This is a genomic window from Sorangium sp. So ce302 (assembly GCF_051530145.1).
GTDB classification, from domain to species: domain Bacteria; phylum Myxococcota_A; class Polyangia; order Polyangiales; family Polyangiaceae; genus Sorangium; species Sorangium cellulosum_B.
Window position 1 is genome coordinate 8937120 of record NZ_CP150326.1, and the last position, 14210, is coordinate 8951329.

Annotated in this window: 14 protein-coding genes; 11 read left to right on the forward strand and 3 right to left on the reverse strand. The window is 71.9% G+C overall.

Annotated elements, in window-relative coordinates:
* Positions 1–117 precede the first annotated feature (117 nt).
* Together WME73_RS33870 and WME73_RS33875 are read left to right on the forward strand one after the other, a co-directional pair.
* The gene (locus tag WME73_RS33870; RefSeq protein ID WP_437294032.1) at positions 118–621 is read left to right on the forward strand and encodes a response regulator; all 504 of its coding nucleotides are present in this window, start codon (positions 118–120) and stop codon (positions 619–621) included.
* A 155-nt stretch (positions 622–776) separates the two neighbouring features.
* Positions 777–1211: a YqaA family protein gene (locus WME73_RS33875; protein ID WP_437294033.1), complete on the forward strand. Its 435-nt coding sequence runs from the start codon at positions 777–779 to the stop codon at positions 1209–1211.
* A 17-nt stretch (positions 1212–1228) separates the two neighbouring features.
* Here WME73_RS33875 and WME73_RS33880 read toward each other — a convergent pair whose 3' ends face one another.
* On the reverse strand, positions 1229–1894 hold the full coding sequence (locus WME73_RS33880; RefSeq protein WP_437912213.1) for a hypothetical protein: 666 nt from the start codon (positions 1892–1894) through the stop codon (positions 1229–1231).
* 165 nt (positions 1895–2059) lie between these two features.
* Here WME73_RS33880 and WME73_RS33885 point away from each other — a divergent pair, with 165 nt between their 5' ends.
* The 4 genes from WME73_RS33885 to WME73_RS33900 all read left to right on the forward strand — a co-directional run bounded on the left by WME73_RS33885 (position 2060) and on the right by WME73_RS33900 (position 5793).
* Positions 2060–2971, forward strand: a complete 912-nt coding sequence (locus tag WME73_RS33885) for a hypothetical protein (RefSeq protein ID WP_437912214.1) — start codon at positions 2060–2062, stop codon at positions 2969–2971.
* A gap of 19 nt (positions 2972–2990) precedes the next feature.
* A complete protein-coding gene (locus WME73_RS33890; protein ID WP_437740482.1) occupies positions 2991–3875 on the forward strand; it encodes a protein kinase domain-containing protein in 885 nt (294 codons plus the stop codon).
* A gap of 62 nt (positions 3876–3937) precedes the next feature.
* The gene (locus tag WME73_RS33895) at positions 3938–5128 is read left to right on the forward strand and encodes a cystathionine gamma-synthase (protein ID WP_437294037.1); all 1191 of its coding nucleotides are present in this window, start codon (positions 3938–3940) and stop codon (positions 5126–5128) included.
* 104 nt (positions 5129–5232) lie between these two features.
* Positions 5233–5793: a hypothetical protein gene (locus tag WME73_RS33900; protein ID WP_437912216.1), complete on the forward strand. Its 561-nt coding sequence runs from the start codon at positions 5233–5235 to the stop codon at positions 5791–5793.
* Positions 5794–5864: 71 nt separating this feature from the next.
* On the opposite strand, the gene WME73_RS33905 is transcribed toward WME73_RS33900, so the two are convergent.
* On the reverse strand, positions 5865–6728 hold the full coding sequence (locus WME73_RS33905; protein WP_275935412.1) for a Stp1/IreP family PP2C-type Ser/Thr phosphatase: 864 nt from the start codon (positions 6726–6728) through the stop codon (positions 5865–5867).
* 545 nt (positions 6729–7273) lie between these two features.
* Positions 7274–7831: a ribosome recycling factor gene (gene frr / locus WME73_RS33910; RefSeq protein WP_437543352.1), complete on the reverse strand. Its 558-nt coding sequence runs from the start codon at positions 7829–7831 to the stop codon at positions 7274–7276.
* 390 nt (positions 7832–8221) lie between these two features.
* Between frr and WME73_RS33915 the strand changes: the two genes are divergently transcribed.
* From WME73_RS33915 to WME73_RS33935, 5 genes are all read left to right on the forward strand, one after another.
* Positions 8222–9706 carry a sigma-54-dependent transcriptional regulator gene (locus tag WME73_RS33915; protein WP_437912217.1) on the forward strand — a complete coding sequence of 495 codons (1485 nt, stop codon included), beginning with the start codon at positions 8222–8224 and terminating at the stop codon, positions 9704–9706.
* 152 nt (positions 9707–9858) lie between these two features.
* Positions 9859–10332, forward strand: a complete 474-nt coding sequence (locus WME73_RS33920; RefSeq protein ID WP_437912218.1) for a peroxiredoxin — start codon at positions 9859–9861, stop codon at positions 10330–10332.
* A gap of 14 nt (positions 10333–10346) precedes the next feature.
* On the forward strand, positions 10347–10997 hold the full coding sequence (locus WME73_RS33925) for a DNA-3-methyladenine glycosylase (protein ID WP_437740485.1): 651 nt from the start codon (positions 10347–10349) through the stop codon (positions 10995–10997).
* A gap of 67 nt (positions 10998–11064) precedes the next feature.
* The gene (locus WME73_RS33930; RefSeq protein ID WP_437912220.1) at positions 11065–12258 is read left to right on the forward strand and encodes a hypothetical protein; all 1194 of its coding nucleotides are present in this window, start codon (positions 11065–11067) and stop codon (positions 12256–12258) included.
* A 58-nt stretch (positions 12259–12316) separates the two neighbouring features.
* Positions 12317–14176, forward strand: coding sequence for a DUF885 domain-containing protein (locus WME73_RS33935; RefSeq protein ID WP_437912221.1), 1860 nt, complete (start codon positions 12317–12319; stop codon positions 14174–14176).
* The last annotated feature ends 34 nt before the right edge of the window (positions 14177–14210 follow it).

Consider the following 14210-nt stretch of genomic DNA (forward strand, 5'->3'; position numbering starts at 1 on the left):
GCCCCGCGCCGACGTCATCTCGGTTCGCGCTGCCGCACCCCCGCGCTGGCTCGATGCGCCGGGCGTGGTACATTGCGTCATCGCGCGTCCTGACGCGCCCTCCACGATCGACGACGAATGCCCTCCAAGGAATCCGACACCCTGCTCGAAGCCGATCCAGCCGAGCGACCGGATCGCGAGAAGCCCGAGTCCACGCGGCTCCCTCTCGTGCTCTTGGTCGACGGGGACAGGAGCATCTGGCAGCCGCTCGGCGCCCTCCTCTCGAAGCGATATCGCCTCGTCGTATGCTCCTCGGCCGTGGACGGGGTCGCCGCCTTCACCGAGGACACGTGCGCGGTGATCGTCGATGTGCGGATGTCAGGGCTGGAGGGATTCTGGGTCTGCGACCAGATCCGCAAGGTGCAGCCGGAAGTGCCCGTGATCTTCTATTCGGCTCATCACGACGAGAAGGACTCGTTCGAGGTCATCAACGCGCACCGGCCCTTCGCCTATGTCGACAAGCACGGCGCGGAGCAAAAGCTCCTCGACGCCCTCGAGAAGGCGACGCGGATATTTCAAAGCACCCTCCGCAGCAGACGGATCATCGAGCGGCTGCAGCGCCGCCGGCTGGAGGCGGTCTGACGCCCCGGCAGGGCGAGCCGCGCCCGCGCGGCGATCGGCGAGATCTGTGGCGCACGCTGGTCCAGCTGGCGCTCAGCCTGTCCGCGCTCTTCGCCGGGATCGCGCTCGCGGCGCACCTCGCCCGCGAGCAGCTCGACGCGCTCGGCCGCGGGTTCGTGGACCGCTTCGGCCTCGCCGGGATGTTCGTCGGCACCTTCCTCGCCGACGCGTTCTCGTTCCCGATCCCGCCGCAGTTCTACATGCTGACGGCGATCACCTCGGGTGGCTCGCAGGTCGCGCCCCTGATCGCCATCTCGACCGCCTCGCTCGTCGGCGGCTGCACGGGTTACCGCCTCGCCGGCCGCCTCGCGCGGATCCGCCTCTTCGCGGCGCGCATCGAGCGGACGCGGCCCAGGATAGACCGGCTCTTCGAGCGTTACGGATACTGGGCGATCGCGATCGGGAGCATCTCGCCGATCCCCTTCTCGATGCTCTGCTACCTGTCCGGGCTGTACCGGATCCCGCTGCGCTATTTCTTGACCATGGTGCTGTTCCGGGTGCCCCGGCTCCTCCTCTTCTACGCGCTCATCCGGGCGGGATGGAGCCAGTGAAGCCGGCGGCGTGAGCGCTACCTGGGGCTGTCCGTCTCCTCGGGCGACGGGTTCACCCTGACGCGCTCCAGGATCTGGTCGACCATGCCGAGATCGATCCCGGAGCGCTGCTCCACGACGTTCCTGGAGAATAGCCGAGTCGCCTCCTTCGCGAGCTCCTCGTCCGGGAGGAACGGCCGCGCGGGCGACCGCGGCGCCGGCAGGCCGATCTCCTTCTCGAGCTCGGAGATCGCCCGGATCATCTCCTGGTAGCAGGCGGAGGCGATCTGCACGGCGAACGGGAACACCTGGACGCTGCCCCGGCCGGCGCGCACGGCGTGCAGCGTCGCGGCGGCCTGCTCGGCGAACTGGCGACTCCCGTACGCGTTGGCCATCTGCGCGTACATCGCGATGGACTCCTGGTCCGCCGCGAGGTCCTCCTCCTTCGTGCGCGGCGCTCCGGACGAGGGCACCGACGACCACCGGACGATCATCCGCGCGTAGTCGTCGAGCGCGCGCCGCTGGAGGGCCAGTCGCTCCAAGAGCGCTTCTCGCCGCTGTCTCTGGAGCTCCGCCTTCTCCTCGTGCTCGGCCCGCCGCTCCGCGCTGAGATCCGCCGATCTCCGCGCCAGGTAAGCGCCGATGAAGAGGGCGACGCCGTTGCTGACGGCGATGAAGAGCATCTCCAAGATCTTGGGATCCATGCCGGTGCCCACGACTTCTATCACGTTCGCGCTGAACGCAGTGAGTTGCCGCAGGATGCGGAGAAAAGTTGGCCGCCGCCCTCCTCCCGTGCAGGTGCGCCGTCATCCCACAGGCGGCCGGGGCCGCGCTCGGAGCCGCGCGGGCAGGCATGATAGGATGTCCGCATGACCGGTTCACTCGACGCCGGGGCCGGCCCGCACCTCGATGGGCTCGCGGGCCCGCTGCGCGAGGCGCTGGAGAGGAGCCTCGCCGACCGGCTCGCGCGCTGCCCCGGGGCGGAGCTCAACCTGGACAACGCGTTCTGGGGCGCCCCCGAGCCGCGCGACCTCGGCGAGGCGCTCACCCGGTTCGGGCCGACGTGCGTCAACGTCGTTGTGCGCATCTTCGAGCGTATCCGCGGCATCGACCCGACGCTCGGCCTGTGGATGCAGATCAGGTATCTGCGCAACGTCTGGTGCGGCGGGAGCGCCGGATTCAAAGTGGTCTACGTGGAGCCGGCGGCCATGCGCGAGCGCCTCGATCGCCACTTCGCGGGAACGGGCGGCCGCCGCCTGGCGCGCGACACGATCCTCGGGGGGATCGAGCACCAGCGGGGCGCGCTGCTCGGCTCGCTCGCGGCGAGCATGGCGGAGCTCTTCCGGGGCGGCGAGCCGCTCGACGCGGACAGCTGGCGCGAGGTGCACCGGCCGGATCGGGAGGCGGTTCACCTCTGCGTCGGCAAGCACGACCCGCGGCCGCCGGAGCTCGACGACATTCACCTCGACTGGAGGTCGCCGGTGGTGGGCGTCGACGAGGAGCGCCGCCGCTGCCAGTACGGGCTCCTCATCGGCGTGGTCCACTGGGTGCAGGCGCGATTCGGGCTCGGCAAGCCGGTGTTTCCGTTCCAGAGCATCGATGACAGGGTCGCCGCCCTGGCCGGGCGCCGCGAGGCACCGGCGCGCTGGGCCGAGTTTGCGGCGCGCTGGCGCGACGCGCGGTGGCCGCTCGCGCTGCGCGGCGGCGCCGGCGCAGAGGAGGCGCAGACGTGGCTTCGCGAGTGCGACGAGCTGGTCGCCGCGCAGCGCGCGGACGCGTGAGAGGCCACAGGCGGCCGGCATGCCCTACCCCGCTCCCGACGGCACCCAGCTGATCGAGCACCTCGGCGCCGGCGCCACGTTCGACGTCGCGCTGGTGCGGCTCGGAAGCCCGCCGCCCGGCCCCACGCTGGTGTGCAAGCGCCTCGTCCCCGGCGTCCTCCACGAGCACGCGGGGCGGGCCGCCATGGTCCGCGAGGCGAAGGTCCTCTCCCTCGTTCGCCACCCTGCCCTGCCCGCGCTCGCGCGCGTCGGCGCCGATCGCCACGGCCCATTCCTCCTCGAGAGCCGGCGCGAGGGCACCTCCCTCCGCGACGTGCTCGACGGATGGCGCCGCCTCGGCCGGCCGCCGCCCGCGTCGCTCATCACCCACGTCGTCAGGACCGCGATCGAGACGCTCGCCGAGCTCCAGGAGCTCGAGGACGCCGGAGGCCCGATCCGCTTCGTTCACGGCGATCTCGGCCCTGATCACGTGCTGCTGGGTCCGCTCGGCGATATCGGCCTCGTCGACCTCGGCGCCGCGCGGTTCCGCGGCATGGATCCGGACCTCGAGACCGCCGACCGGGGCACGGTTCCCTTCGTTGCCCCCGAGATCGCCCGCGGCGAATCCCCGCCGACCCAGCGCGGCGACGTCTACTCCATGGCGGCGACCCTCGTCTCCTTCGCCACCGGCGCGCCCCTCACGCGCGCGCGCGAGCAGGCCGCGGCGCTCGTCGAGATCAGCGAATCTGGCCTCTGCCTCGACCCGCTCTCCGTCACGGACGCGCTCTCGCCGGGGCAGCGCCGAGCGCTCGCTCGCGCGCTCGATCGCGATCCGCAGCGCCGCGTCGGGACGGCGCGGGCGCTGCTCGACGCGCTCGACGCGGCCGCTCCGCGGGCCGAGGGCGGCGCCGAGTCAGCGCGCTGACTCGGCTCTCCTGCGCGCCAAAACCGTGGACGCACGCGGCCCATGAGATAAGTCTCGCCCGCATGAAGCCCCACCTAGGTCACGACAAGCTCGGCCTCGACACGCTCGCGATCCACGCCGGACAGCCGCCGGATCCGACGAGCGGCGCGGTCATGACGCCGATCGTCCTCTCGAGCACCTTCGCCCAGGAGCGGCCGGGCCACCACAAGGGGTTCGAGTACTCCCGCAGCGGCAACCCCACCCGCAAGGCGCTCGAGGAGTGCATCGCCGCGCTCGAGGGGGGGCGCCACGGCTTCGCCTTCGGCAGCGGCTCCGCGGCGACCGCCACCCTGCTCCACACGCTCCGCCCGGGAGATCACGTGCTCTCGGGCGATGACGTCTACGGCGGCACCTTCCGGCTCTTCGACAAGGTCATGCGGCCGATGGGCCTCGCCTCGACCTCGGTCGACATGAGCGACCTCGACGTCGTCCGCAAGGCCCTCACCCCGGCCACGCGGATGATCTGGATCGAGACCCCGACGAACCCGATGCTCAAGATCTTCGACATCGCAGGGCTCGCCGAGATCGCGCGCGCGCACGGGGCGCTGCTCGTCGTCGACAACACCTTCGCCACGCCGGTGCTCCAGCGGCCGCTCGACCTCGGCGCTCACGTCGTGGCGCACTCGAGCACGAAGTACCTGAACGGGCACTCGGACGTCGTCAGCGGCGCGCTGGTCACGTCCGAGGACGCGCTCGCGGAGCGGGTCGGGTTCCTGCAGAACGCGATCGGCGCCGTCCCGAGCCCGTTCGACTGCTACCTCGTTCTCCGCGGGATCAAGACGCTCGGCGTGCGCGTGCGCCAGCAGTGCGCGTCGGCCGCGCTCATCGCCGGGAGGCTCGCCGGGCACCCCGCCGTCCAGGCGGTGCACTACCCCGGCCTCCCCACGCACGCCGGCCACGCGCTCGCCGCGCGGCAGATGCGCGCGCCCGGGGCGATGATCTCGTTCGTCGTGCGCGGCGGCCTCCCCGTCGCCTCGAGGTTCCTCGAGCGGCTCGCGATCTTCGCCTGCGCCGAGAGCCTCGGCGGCGTCGAGTCGCTCGCCGAGCACCCCGCCCTCATGACCCACGCCTCCGTGCCCGCGGCGGCGCGGGAGGCGCTCGGCATCGCCGACGGCCTCCTCCGGCTCTCGGTGGGCCTGGAGGCCACCGAGGACCTCTGGAACGACGTCGCCCAGGCGCTGGACGACGCGCAGGCGCGCGCGGCGGGCACGTGAGCGCGGCGGGCACGTGCGGCGCTGCCGCCGTTTGATCGCGGACCCCCGAGTACGATAGAAGCGAGGAGCGGCCTCGGGGCCGCCACCTACCACCGGAGCTTTCCATGCGTCTCGCTCGCCTCAGCTTCGTGCCCGTGCTCGGCCTCCTCCCCCTCCTCGGCCTCGGCTGCAGCGGCGCGGAGCCGCCGACCCCGCGCGGCGCATACAAGATGAACTTCGCCGACCCGGGCATCGACTGCTCCGCACCGGGGCATATTGCGACCCTTGGCGACGTGACCGATATCCAGAAGGCCCGGCTGGTCACCGACGGCGAGGACAGCGCCTCGGTCGACTGCTCCGTGTCCGGCTCGGGCACCTTCTCCGTCTCGGCGATGGCCAAGAACCCCGCCGAAGCCGCGGAGATCCACGTCAAGATCGACGCCATCTCCCCTGCGGCGACCCAGGACGCGCCGGCCAGCGGCAGCATCAGTTTCTCCTCGGCGAGGACAGGGGGCCAGACCTTCTACTCCGATACGGCCACCCCGTGTAAGTTCTGGTTCGAGGGCAAGCAGGGCGTCGACGCGGGCAAGATCTGGGTCGGCTTCGAGTGCCCGGCGATGCTGAACGAAGGCGAGATATGCCAGCTCAGGCTGGGCGTCCTGGCCTTCGACAGCTGCGGAGGCTGAGCGGCGCTGGCTGCTGGCTGCTGACAGGCGGGCGCGCGGGGGGCGCCCCGCACGTCCGCCCTTCCCGCGCGTCAGCTCTTCTCGGAGCGCGAGGCCGACACCGCCGGGACCGTCGACCGATCGCCCATGCTGACCTGCTGCGAGTCGGCGGGCGGACCGATCGTCGCGCTGTTCGGGAGCTCGGCGTCGTCCTGCTCGTCGATCCGGATCACGAGCGCCGTGATGTTGTCCTCTCCGCCGTTCTCGTTCGCCTTGGCGATGAGGCGGCGGCACATCTCCGGGACCTCCTCGGTCGAGCTCACGATGTGGAGGATCTGGTCGTCCGAGAGCATCCCGCTCAGGCCGTCGGAGCAGAGCAGGTAGACATCGCCGGGCTGCGGCTCATCGCTGATCAGATCCACGGAGACGCTGTCGTGCATCCCGAGCGCGCGGGTGATCACGTTGCGCGGAAGCTCGGCCCGCTGCTCCTCGGTGAGCTCGGGCATCGCCATGATGTAGTCGTTGAACAGCGAGTGATCGCGTGTCAGCTGGCTGATCGAGCCCTTGCGGACGCGGTACGCGCGGCTGTCGCCGACGTGGCCGACGTAGATCCGGTTCTTCTTCTTCGAGAAGAGCGCCCCCACGACCGTCGTGCCCATCCCGGCGCAGTCGCGCGACCGGATGCTGCGCTCGAAGATCTGGCGGTTCGCGACCCGGATGCCCGCCTGGAGCCGGTTCTCCTCCTCCGACAGGCTGGTGTCGAAGTGGAATGGCCAGGTGGCGTCCTCCCGCGACGTGGACCGGAAGAAGTCCGCGATCGACTCGGTCGCCAGCTTGCTGGCTACGTCCCCCGCGCGGTGGCCCCCCATGCCGTCCGCGACGATGAACAGATCGTACTCCGACAGGACGGCGTAGCTGTCCTCGTTGTGGTCGCGTTGGAGACCAACGTCCGTCATTCCTGAAGCGATCGCTCGCATAACCTCGGGAATCCTTGAGACGGCTCCGGGCCTTCGGCTTCGAACACCAACCATTTCACGCTAGCGAAAACCTGTCAAGCAGGGCCTCTCGCACCGTAATGGGCGTCTTCAGAGCCTTCGCACGCCCAACCGCCGACCTTCCTGATCCTACCGACTCCGACCGGGGGGACCGCAAGCCTCTTTTTCACTTCTTCGCTTCACGGGACGGTTCATTGTGAGCTGGGCTGGTCCCGGGCACGCCTCGCCCCGTGGCGCTCGGACGCAAGCGTCGGCGCGGGCGGCAGCCGCGGGTCGCGCGCGGGCAGGACAACAAGGATGAAGCGTCGCCTGGCCGGGCCGGGCTCGGCGCGCGCGGCGTCACGACACGCTGGGGCGCTGCGCGGCAGGCGATGTCGCGCAGCGCACGCCGCCGCGCCGCCCTCTTCGAAGGGCCCGGCCCCATCGCAGGCCGCGGGGAGGGGCGGCCGCACGGCGCTCCCGTCGACCAAGCTCGGTCGCCGACGCCCGCCCGGCCGAGGGCCCGCTCACACGTCCAGGATGTCCTTTTCCTTGCCGGCGATCACCGTGTCGACCTGCTTCGTCCCCTCGGCCACCACGTCGTCGACCTTCTTCTTGGCCCGATCGGCCTCGTCGCCGCTGACGTCGCCGTCCTTCTCGAGCGAGTCGATCATCTCGTTCGCGTCCCGGCGGTGCTTCCGGATGGCGACTTTAGCGTCCTCTCCGTTCTTCTTCGTCAGCTTCACCATCTCCCTGCGCCGCTCCTCCGTCAGCGGCGGGATCGGGAGTCGGATGAGATCCGCGTCCACCTGGGGATTCAGGCCTAGATCGCTCTCCCGGATCGCCTTCTCGATCGCTTTCACCTGGTTCTTCTCCCAGGGCTTGACGCTGATGAGCCGCGGCTCCGGCACGGACACCGTGGCCATCTGCACGATCGGCGTCGGCACGCCGTAGTAGTCGACGCGGATGCCGTCGAGCATGGCCGCGTTCGCGCGCCCGGTGCGCACCTTCGCCAGGTCTCGCCGGAGAGCTTCGATGGCCTTCTCGATCCCTTCGCGCAGCTCCTTGATGACGTCCTCGAGCATGATCCGGCTTCCTCCGTGTGGGGCTCGCCCAGCCCGCCCTCTTCGCGGGCGGGGGCGGAGCTTACCGCGTATTTCCGGGCCGGCGGAGAAATCGATCCGCCCGACCTCGCCGGCGTCGCGGTCGGAAGAGCGCTCGCCTCCGCCTGGGCGCAGGCGGACGCGCACGCGCCCGAGCGCCGCCCCCCTGCTCAGCGCGGAAGGCGCGGAAGGCGCGGAAGCGCGGGAGCGCCGAAGGCAGACGCGCGGCTGGGCGGCGCGACGCAGCGGAATGGCAGCATGCGCGGCGGCGCTCCGGCGCGCGGCGAGAGGGCGGCGAAGGCCGCCGAGCGCGCCACCTCCACTGTCGCGATCGTGCCGAGCTGTAGTAACTCTGGGAGGCAGGGCGACCCGATGCGCGATCTGGACTGGAACAGCTTCGACGTCCTCGTCGTCGACGACGAGCAGGACAACCTCGACGCGTTCCGGTTCGCCTTCAGGAAGTCGTTCAAGATCCATTATGCGCTGGGCGGCGCCGAGGCCCTCTCGCTCCTCGATCGCCTCGATCCTGCGGTGATCGTGGCGGACCAGCGAATGCCGGGGATGAGCGGTATCGAGTTCCTCAAGCAGGCGAAGGAGCGGCGGCCTGACGCGGCGGGCGTGCTGCTCACCGCCTACGCGGACATGACGGTGCTCATCGACGCGGTCAACTCGGGCGCGGTCGACCGGTACGTCCAGAAGCCCTGGAACTCGAGGGAGCTCGCCGTCATCCTCCGGCAGGCGATCGCCGGGGTCGCCACCGTGCGGGAGAACCGGCGGCTGCGCGAGCAGCTCGCGCAGTACGCGGGCTACCTCGAGCGCGAGCAGCGGGACCCGATCGATTTCGGCGAGATCGCCGGCGAGAGCGAGGCCATGCGCGAGGTCGCCGCCCGGATCGGCGAGGTGGCGAAGGCGGCGACGCACGTGCTGATCGAGGGCGAGGAAGGGGCGGAGAAGGAGGTCGTCGCCCGGGCGATCCACGTGGGCTCCCCGCGGGAAGAGCAGCCGTTCGTCAAGGTGACCTGCGCCGCGTTCCGGGGCGACACGCTCGAGCGCGAGCTGTTCGGCTGGCGGCGAGGCGCCTTCGACGGCGCGTTCGCCGAGCGCGCAGGCCGGCTCGAGCTCGCCCACCGGGGGACGATCTACCTCGACGAGCCGGCGCCGCTCACGCCCTCGCTCCAGGCGAGGCTGCTCCGCGTGCTCACCGACGGCGAGGTCGAGCGGCTCGGGTCGACGGAGACCACGCGCGTCGACGTGCGCGTCGTGCTGTCGCTCACGCCCGGCATCGACGAGGCCTGGGCGCGCGCGGGCGTGCTGCCCGAGCTCGTCTCCCGGCTCTCGGTGTTCCCGCTCAGGCTGCCCCCGCTCCGGGAGCGGCGCGAGGACATCCGCGCGCTCGCCGAGCACTTCCTGCGCAAGGTCGCGCGGCGCAACGCCCGCGCGGCCACCGCGCTGTCGGAGGAGGCGCTCGCGAAGCTCGCGGCGTACTCGTGGCCGGGGAACACGCGGGAGCTGGAGAACGTGGTCGAGCGCGCCGCCATCCTGTCGCGCGGCGACGTGATCCTGCCCGAGCACCTCGCGTTCACGGCGCGCGCGCAGCCGGCCGAACCGCCCGCGCGCGCGCCGAGGGCCGCCGCGCCGGCGGAGCCGGAGGCGGACCCGGCCGGAAGAGAGCCCGCCGCGCCGGCGTGCGCGCGGCCAAGGCTCGACCTGAGCTCCCAGCTCGACGACATCGAGCGGCGGGAGCTCCTCGCCGCCCTGGAACGCTGCGGAGGGAACAAGGCGGAGGTCGCCCGGCAGTTCGGCATGCAGCGCACGACCCTCTATTACAGGCTGAAGCGGCTCGGAATCGAAGGTTGACGACGGTTGACGACGGTTGACGACGGTTGAAGGCGGTCGACGAGGGCCGGCGCTCCCTGACGACACCCGACGGTCGCTGACGGCCCCGCCGGGACGCCGCGGCGCGTGGCCACGGTCGACGCCGGGGGCGACTTGCGGCAGATTGCGTCCGCATGCTGAAGGTCGGCGAGCGCGCGCCGGAGATCGACACGATGGCCATCGACGGCCAGCGCTTCGTGCTGTCGGCGCAGGGTGGGCTCTGCACGGTCGTGTACTTCTTCCCGAAGGCCTTCACGCCCGACTGCACCGTCGAGGCCCAGCTCTTCCGCGACAACCACGCCGAGATCGCGCTCGCGGGCGCCAGCATCGTCGGCGTCAGCACCGACGACCACAGGACGCAGTGCCGGTTCGCCGAGGCGCAGAAGGTCCCTTACCCGATGATCGCCGACCGCGATCGCAGCGTATGCCGCGCCTACGGCGTCCTCTGGCCGCTCATCGGCCTCGCCCGGCGGATCACCTACGTCGTCACGCCCGCCCTGGAGATCGCGGCGGTCTTCCACCACGAGTTCCAGGCCAGGAAGCACCGCGACGACGTGCTCTCGTTCATCGACAAGCGCTTCCGGGCGGCGCGCCCCCCCGCGGGGTGAGCGCGGAGCCCGCCGTGCGTCCCGCCCCCGAGCCCCGCGCGCCCAGCGAAGGCGCCGCGCTCCTCGAAGGAGCGGCGCCGCTGTCGCGTGACTTCTACGCTCGCCCCGCGCTCGTCGTCGCGCGGGCGTGCATCGGCAAGGTGCTCGTCCACACGACGCCCGAGGGCACCGCCGCCGGACGCATCGTCGAGACCGAGGCGTACCGCGGCCCGGAAGACCTCGCCGCGCACAGCGCGGGCGGGCGACGGACCGTGCGGACGGAGGTCATGTTTGGCCCGGCGGGCTATGCGTATGTGTTCCAGCTCTACGGCATGCACTGGGCGTTCAACCTCGTCGTGGCCTCGGAGGGAGAGCCGCACGCTGTCCTCATCCGCGCCATCGAGCCGATGATCGGCCTCCCGCTCATGAGCCGCCGGCGAGGCGTCGCGCCTGGGCGGATCGAGCTCACCAACGGGCCGGGGAAGCTGTGCAAGGCGCTGGGGCTCGACCGCTCCGCGTACGGGATGGATGTCTGCGGAGCGCAGCTCTCGCTGCTGCCCGGCGCTGCTGGGCCCATCGGCAGGTCGCCTCGCATCAACGTCGACTATGCAGGTGCGTGGGCGAAGAAGCCGTGGCGGTTCTACGAACGCGGCAATCGCTATGTCTCCGTTCCGCCTCGCCATTGAGCGGGCGTGAGGGCGCGAGCGCTCGAAGCGCTCGCGCCCGGGCCCAGGATCGCGCGACAATGGGCTCATGGGATTCTGGCCTTTCGGGGGGCGTGAACCTGCCAACGTCGAGAGCGCGTCGCAGGTTGTCACGGCGGGCACGCATCGGGAGACCCTGCGGGGAAAGTTAACGCTCTATTTCAAGGAGCCGCAGACGCGGAGCGCCGCGGACAGGGCCGCGGAGCGGTGCGCGCAGATCGCCGGCGACCTGCTGCGCGAGACCGCAGAGCACGAGGCGCTCCTCGGCAAGGAGGCGGAGCTCGCCGCGGCCATCGCGGCCCGCGCGCCGCGCGGCCTCCCGGGGCTCCGCGCGATCGAGCTCGCGGCGCTGCACGTCGTGACCGAGCGCACCACGCAGTCGCGGCGCGGCGAACCGACGCTGTCCGTCCAGGATCCCACGCGGATCGCGGGCGCGCGCGCGCCATCGAACAAGCCCTCGCCGGGCGGCGTGAGCCGGACCACCGGCGTGCCGCCGGCCAACAGCCGCGCCCTGGCGCAGGCTCCCGGCGCGCCGCCGACCGTCGGTCGCAGCACGCCGTCGAGCATCCCGCCGCCCGTCAGCGTGCGCTCGCCGCCGAGCTCCGGCGCGCAACGCCCCCGCGCCGCCGGAGCGGGCGCCGCGCGGGCGTCGAGCCCGGGGCTCATCGGCTCGCCCCCCACCGTGATCGCGGCCGCGCTCGCGCCGCTCCTTCGCGACGCGTCCACGCGGCTGCTCCTCGGATGCCTGCGGGCGCACGATCTGATCATCGTGCGCCGCGTCGCGATCGATCCTGGCGCCGCAGATCAGCTGGCCGCGCTGCTGCCCGTCTCCGAGGCGCCGCCGGGTGAGTTCGAGGCGAGCCGAGCCGCCGAGCTCTCCCGCTGGCACACGGTGCTCGGCTCGCCCGTGATCAGCCAGCTGCGCACGGAGTCGTGCGCGATCAGCGCGCAGAAGGCCCGGGCCGCGCTGGGCGCCGCGAACATCGCGGCGGGCGTCGCGGGGGAGCTGATCGACGCGCTCTGCCGCACCGCCTTCCCGGGCCTCGCGCTGTCGAGCGCCCACATCGATCGCTACGCGGAGCGGGATCTGAACGAGCTGGCGGCCGAGAGCGTGGCGCGCATCCTCCGGCACCCGAACTCGAAGCCGCTCCGCCTCGCGCTCGGCCCGCTGCTCGACGCGGTGCACGGCGACGTGGACGGCATCTCCCGCCTCGCGAAGGCCTCGCTCGGCAGCGCGCACTGAGGCCGATGCCACCGCTCGGCACGTTCCCTTCCCGGCGAGCTGGCGCTAGGAGGCGCAGGTGCGACACCATGATCTCTCCCATGAGCTCTCTTTCTCCCGCAGATCGCTCCGCGGCCACCTCTCCCTGCTCGCCGCGCTGCTCTGCGCGTGCGGGCCGGCCGAGCGCGCCGCGCCGCCCGCGCAACCCGTCACGAAGGCGGCCGTGGTGAGCCCGGCCGACGCTCGATCCGGCGCGGCGGGCGCGGAGGCCGGCGCCGAGCAGGCGCTCGCGGCCTTGTCGGCGCGCGTGCTCGAGGAGTACCTGCGCGACGAGCCGGTCCGCGCCACCGAGGCAGGGGACCACCGGTACGACGCCGTGTGGCCGGACGTCACCGCGCAGGGCGAGGCCGCGCGCCGGCGCACGATCGAGGCGGCGCTGGCCGAGCTCGGGGCGCTCCCCGCGGCGCGCCTCGGCGTCCAGAGCCGCGTCGACGCGGCGATGATCGAGAACCAGCTGCGCTCCTGGCTGTTCGCGATCGACGAGCTCCGCGAGGCGACGTGGAACCCGATGGTGTACACGGGCCTCGTCGGCGACGGGCTCGATCCCCTGATCACGAGGAGCTTCGCGCCGCTCGAGGAGCGCCTGCGGAGCCTCGGCGGTCGCCTCTCGGGCATCCCTGCGCTCGTGCGTGCCGCGGAGCAGCGCCTCACGGCGGCGCCGCCGCGCGTCCACACCGAGACGGCGATCGCGCAGAACAAGGGGCTCATCGCGCTCTGCAAGTCCGAGCTCCCGGCGCTGTTCGCGTCGGCCCCGGCGCAGCAGGCCGAGCTCGACGCGGCCGCGAGGGCGGCGGCGGCGGCGCTCGAGGGCTTCCAGGCGTTCCTCGAGAAGGACTTGCTCCCGAGGAGCAACGGCGACTTCCGGCTGGGCCGCGCGCGCTTCGAGAAGAAGCTCCGGTTCACGCTGGACGACGCGACCATCGACGTCGACGGCGTGGTCGCGAGCGCCCGCGCCCTGCTCGCGGCGACGCACGCCGAGATGCTCGAGACCTCGAGGGAGCTCTGGCCGACGCTCTTCGGGAAGCAGCCTTTCCCGAGGGTCGAGGCGCAGGACGAGAAGATGGCCGCGATCAGGAAGGTGCTCGACGCGCTCGCGGCCGATCACCCGACGAACGCGACCATCGTGAAGGCGTCCGAGGAGCTCCTCGCGGAGGCGACCGACTTCGTCCGCAAGCGCGACCTCGTGCGCATCCCGGAGGAGCCCTGCCGGGTGATCGAGATGCCCGAGTACCGCCGCGGCGTCGCGATCGCCTACTGCGACGCGTCCGGCCCGCTCGAGGCAAAGCAAGAGACGTTCTTCGCGATCGCGCCGACGCCGAAGGACTGGCCGAAGGCGCGCGTGGACTCGTTCTACCGCGAGTACAACTCGAGCATGCTCGCCGACCTCACCGTCCACGAGGCGATGCCGGGCCACTTCCTGCAGCTCATGCACAACAACAAGTTCCCCTCGAAGCTCCGCGCGGTCTTCTCGAGCGGCCCGTTCGTCGAGGGGTGGGCGGTCTACACCGAGTGGCTGATGGCGCACCACGGCTTCGGCGGCCCGAAGGTGAGGATGCAGCGCCAGAAGATGGTGCTGCGCATGTCGGTGAACGCCCTCCTCGACCACGGGGTGCACGCGGGCGCGATGGGCGAGGAGGAGGCGCTCTCGCTCATGACGAAGGACGCCTTCCAGGAGGAAGGCGAGGCCGTCGGCAAGTGGCGGCGCGCCCGGCTCACGAGCGCGCAGCTCACCACGTACTTCCACGGCTTCACCGAGATGATGCGCCTGCGCGCCGAGCACGAGCGCAAGCCGGGCTTCACCGAGCGCGCCTACCACGACCGCCTGCTCAGCCACGGCTCGCCGTCCGTACGGCACCTCCCGGCGCTTCTTTCGGAATAGCGGCGAGCCGCGCGCGGCGGGAGGGCCGCGCGCG

Bases quoted from the DNA above. Each gene is read 5' to 3' on its own strand.
- WME73_RS33870 (WP_437294032.1), top strand. From the start codon at position 118: ATGCCCTCCAAGGAATCCGACACCCTGCTCGAAGCCGATCCAGCCGAG.
- WME73_RS33880 (WP_437912213.1), bottom strand. From the start codon at position 1,894: ATGGATCCCAAGATCTTGGAGATGCTCTTCATCGCCGTCAGCAACGGC.
- WME73_RS33885 (WP_437912214.1), top strand. From the start codon at position 2,060: ATGACCGGTTCACTCGACGCCGGGGCCGGCCCGCACCTCGATGGGCTC.
- WME73_RS33890 (WP_437740482.1), top strand. From the start codon at position 2,991: ATGCCCTACCCCGCTCCCGACGGCACCCAGCTGATCGAGCACCTCGGC.
- WME73_RS33895 (WP_437294037.1), top strand. From the start codon at position 3,938: ATGAAGCCCCACCTAGGTCACGACAAGCTCGGCCTCGACACGCTCGCG.
- WME73_RS33900 (WP_437912216.1), top strand. From the start codon at position 5,233: ATGCGTCTCGCTCGCCTCAGCTTCGTGCCCGTGCTCGGCCTCCTCCCC.
- WME73_RS33905 (WP_275935412.1), bottom strand. From the start codon at position 6,728: ATGACGGACGTTGGTCTCCAACGCGACCACAACGAGGACAGCTACGCC.
- frr (WP_437543352.1), bottom strand. From the start codon at position 7,831: ATGCTCGAGGACGTCATCAAGGAGCTGCGCGAAGGGATCGAGAAGGCC.
- WME73_RS33915 (WP_437912217.1), top strand. From the start codon at position 8,222: ATGCGCGATCTGGACTGGAACAGCTTCGACGTCCTCGTCGTCGACGAC.
- WME73_RS33920 (WP_437912218.1), top strand. From the start codon at position 9,859: ATGCTGAAGGTCGGCGAGCGCGCGCCGGAGATCGACACGATGGCCATC.
- WME73_RS33930 (WP_437912220.1), top strand. From the start codon at position 11,065: ATGGGATTCTGGCCTTTCGGGGGGCGTGAACCTGCCAACGTCGAGAGC.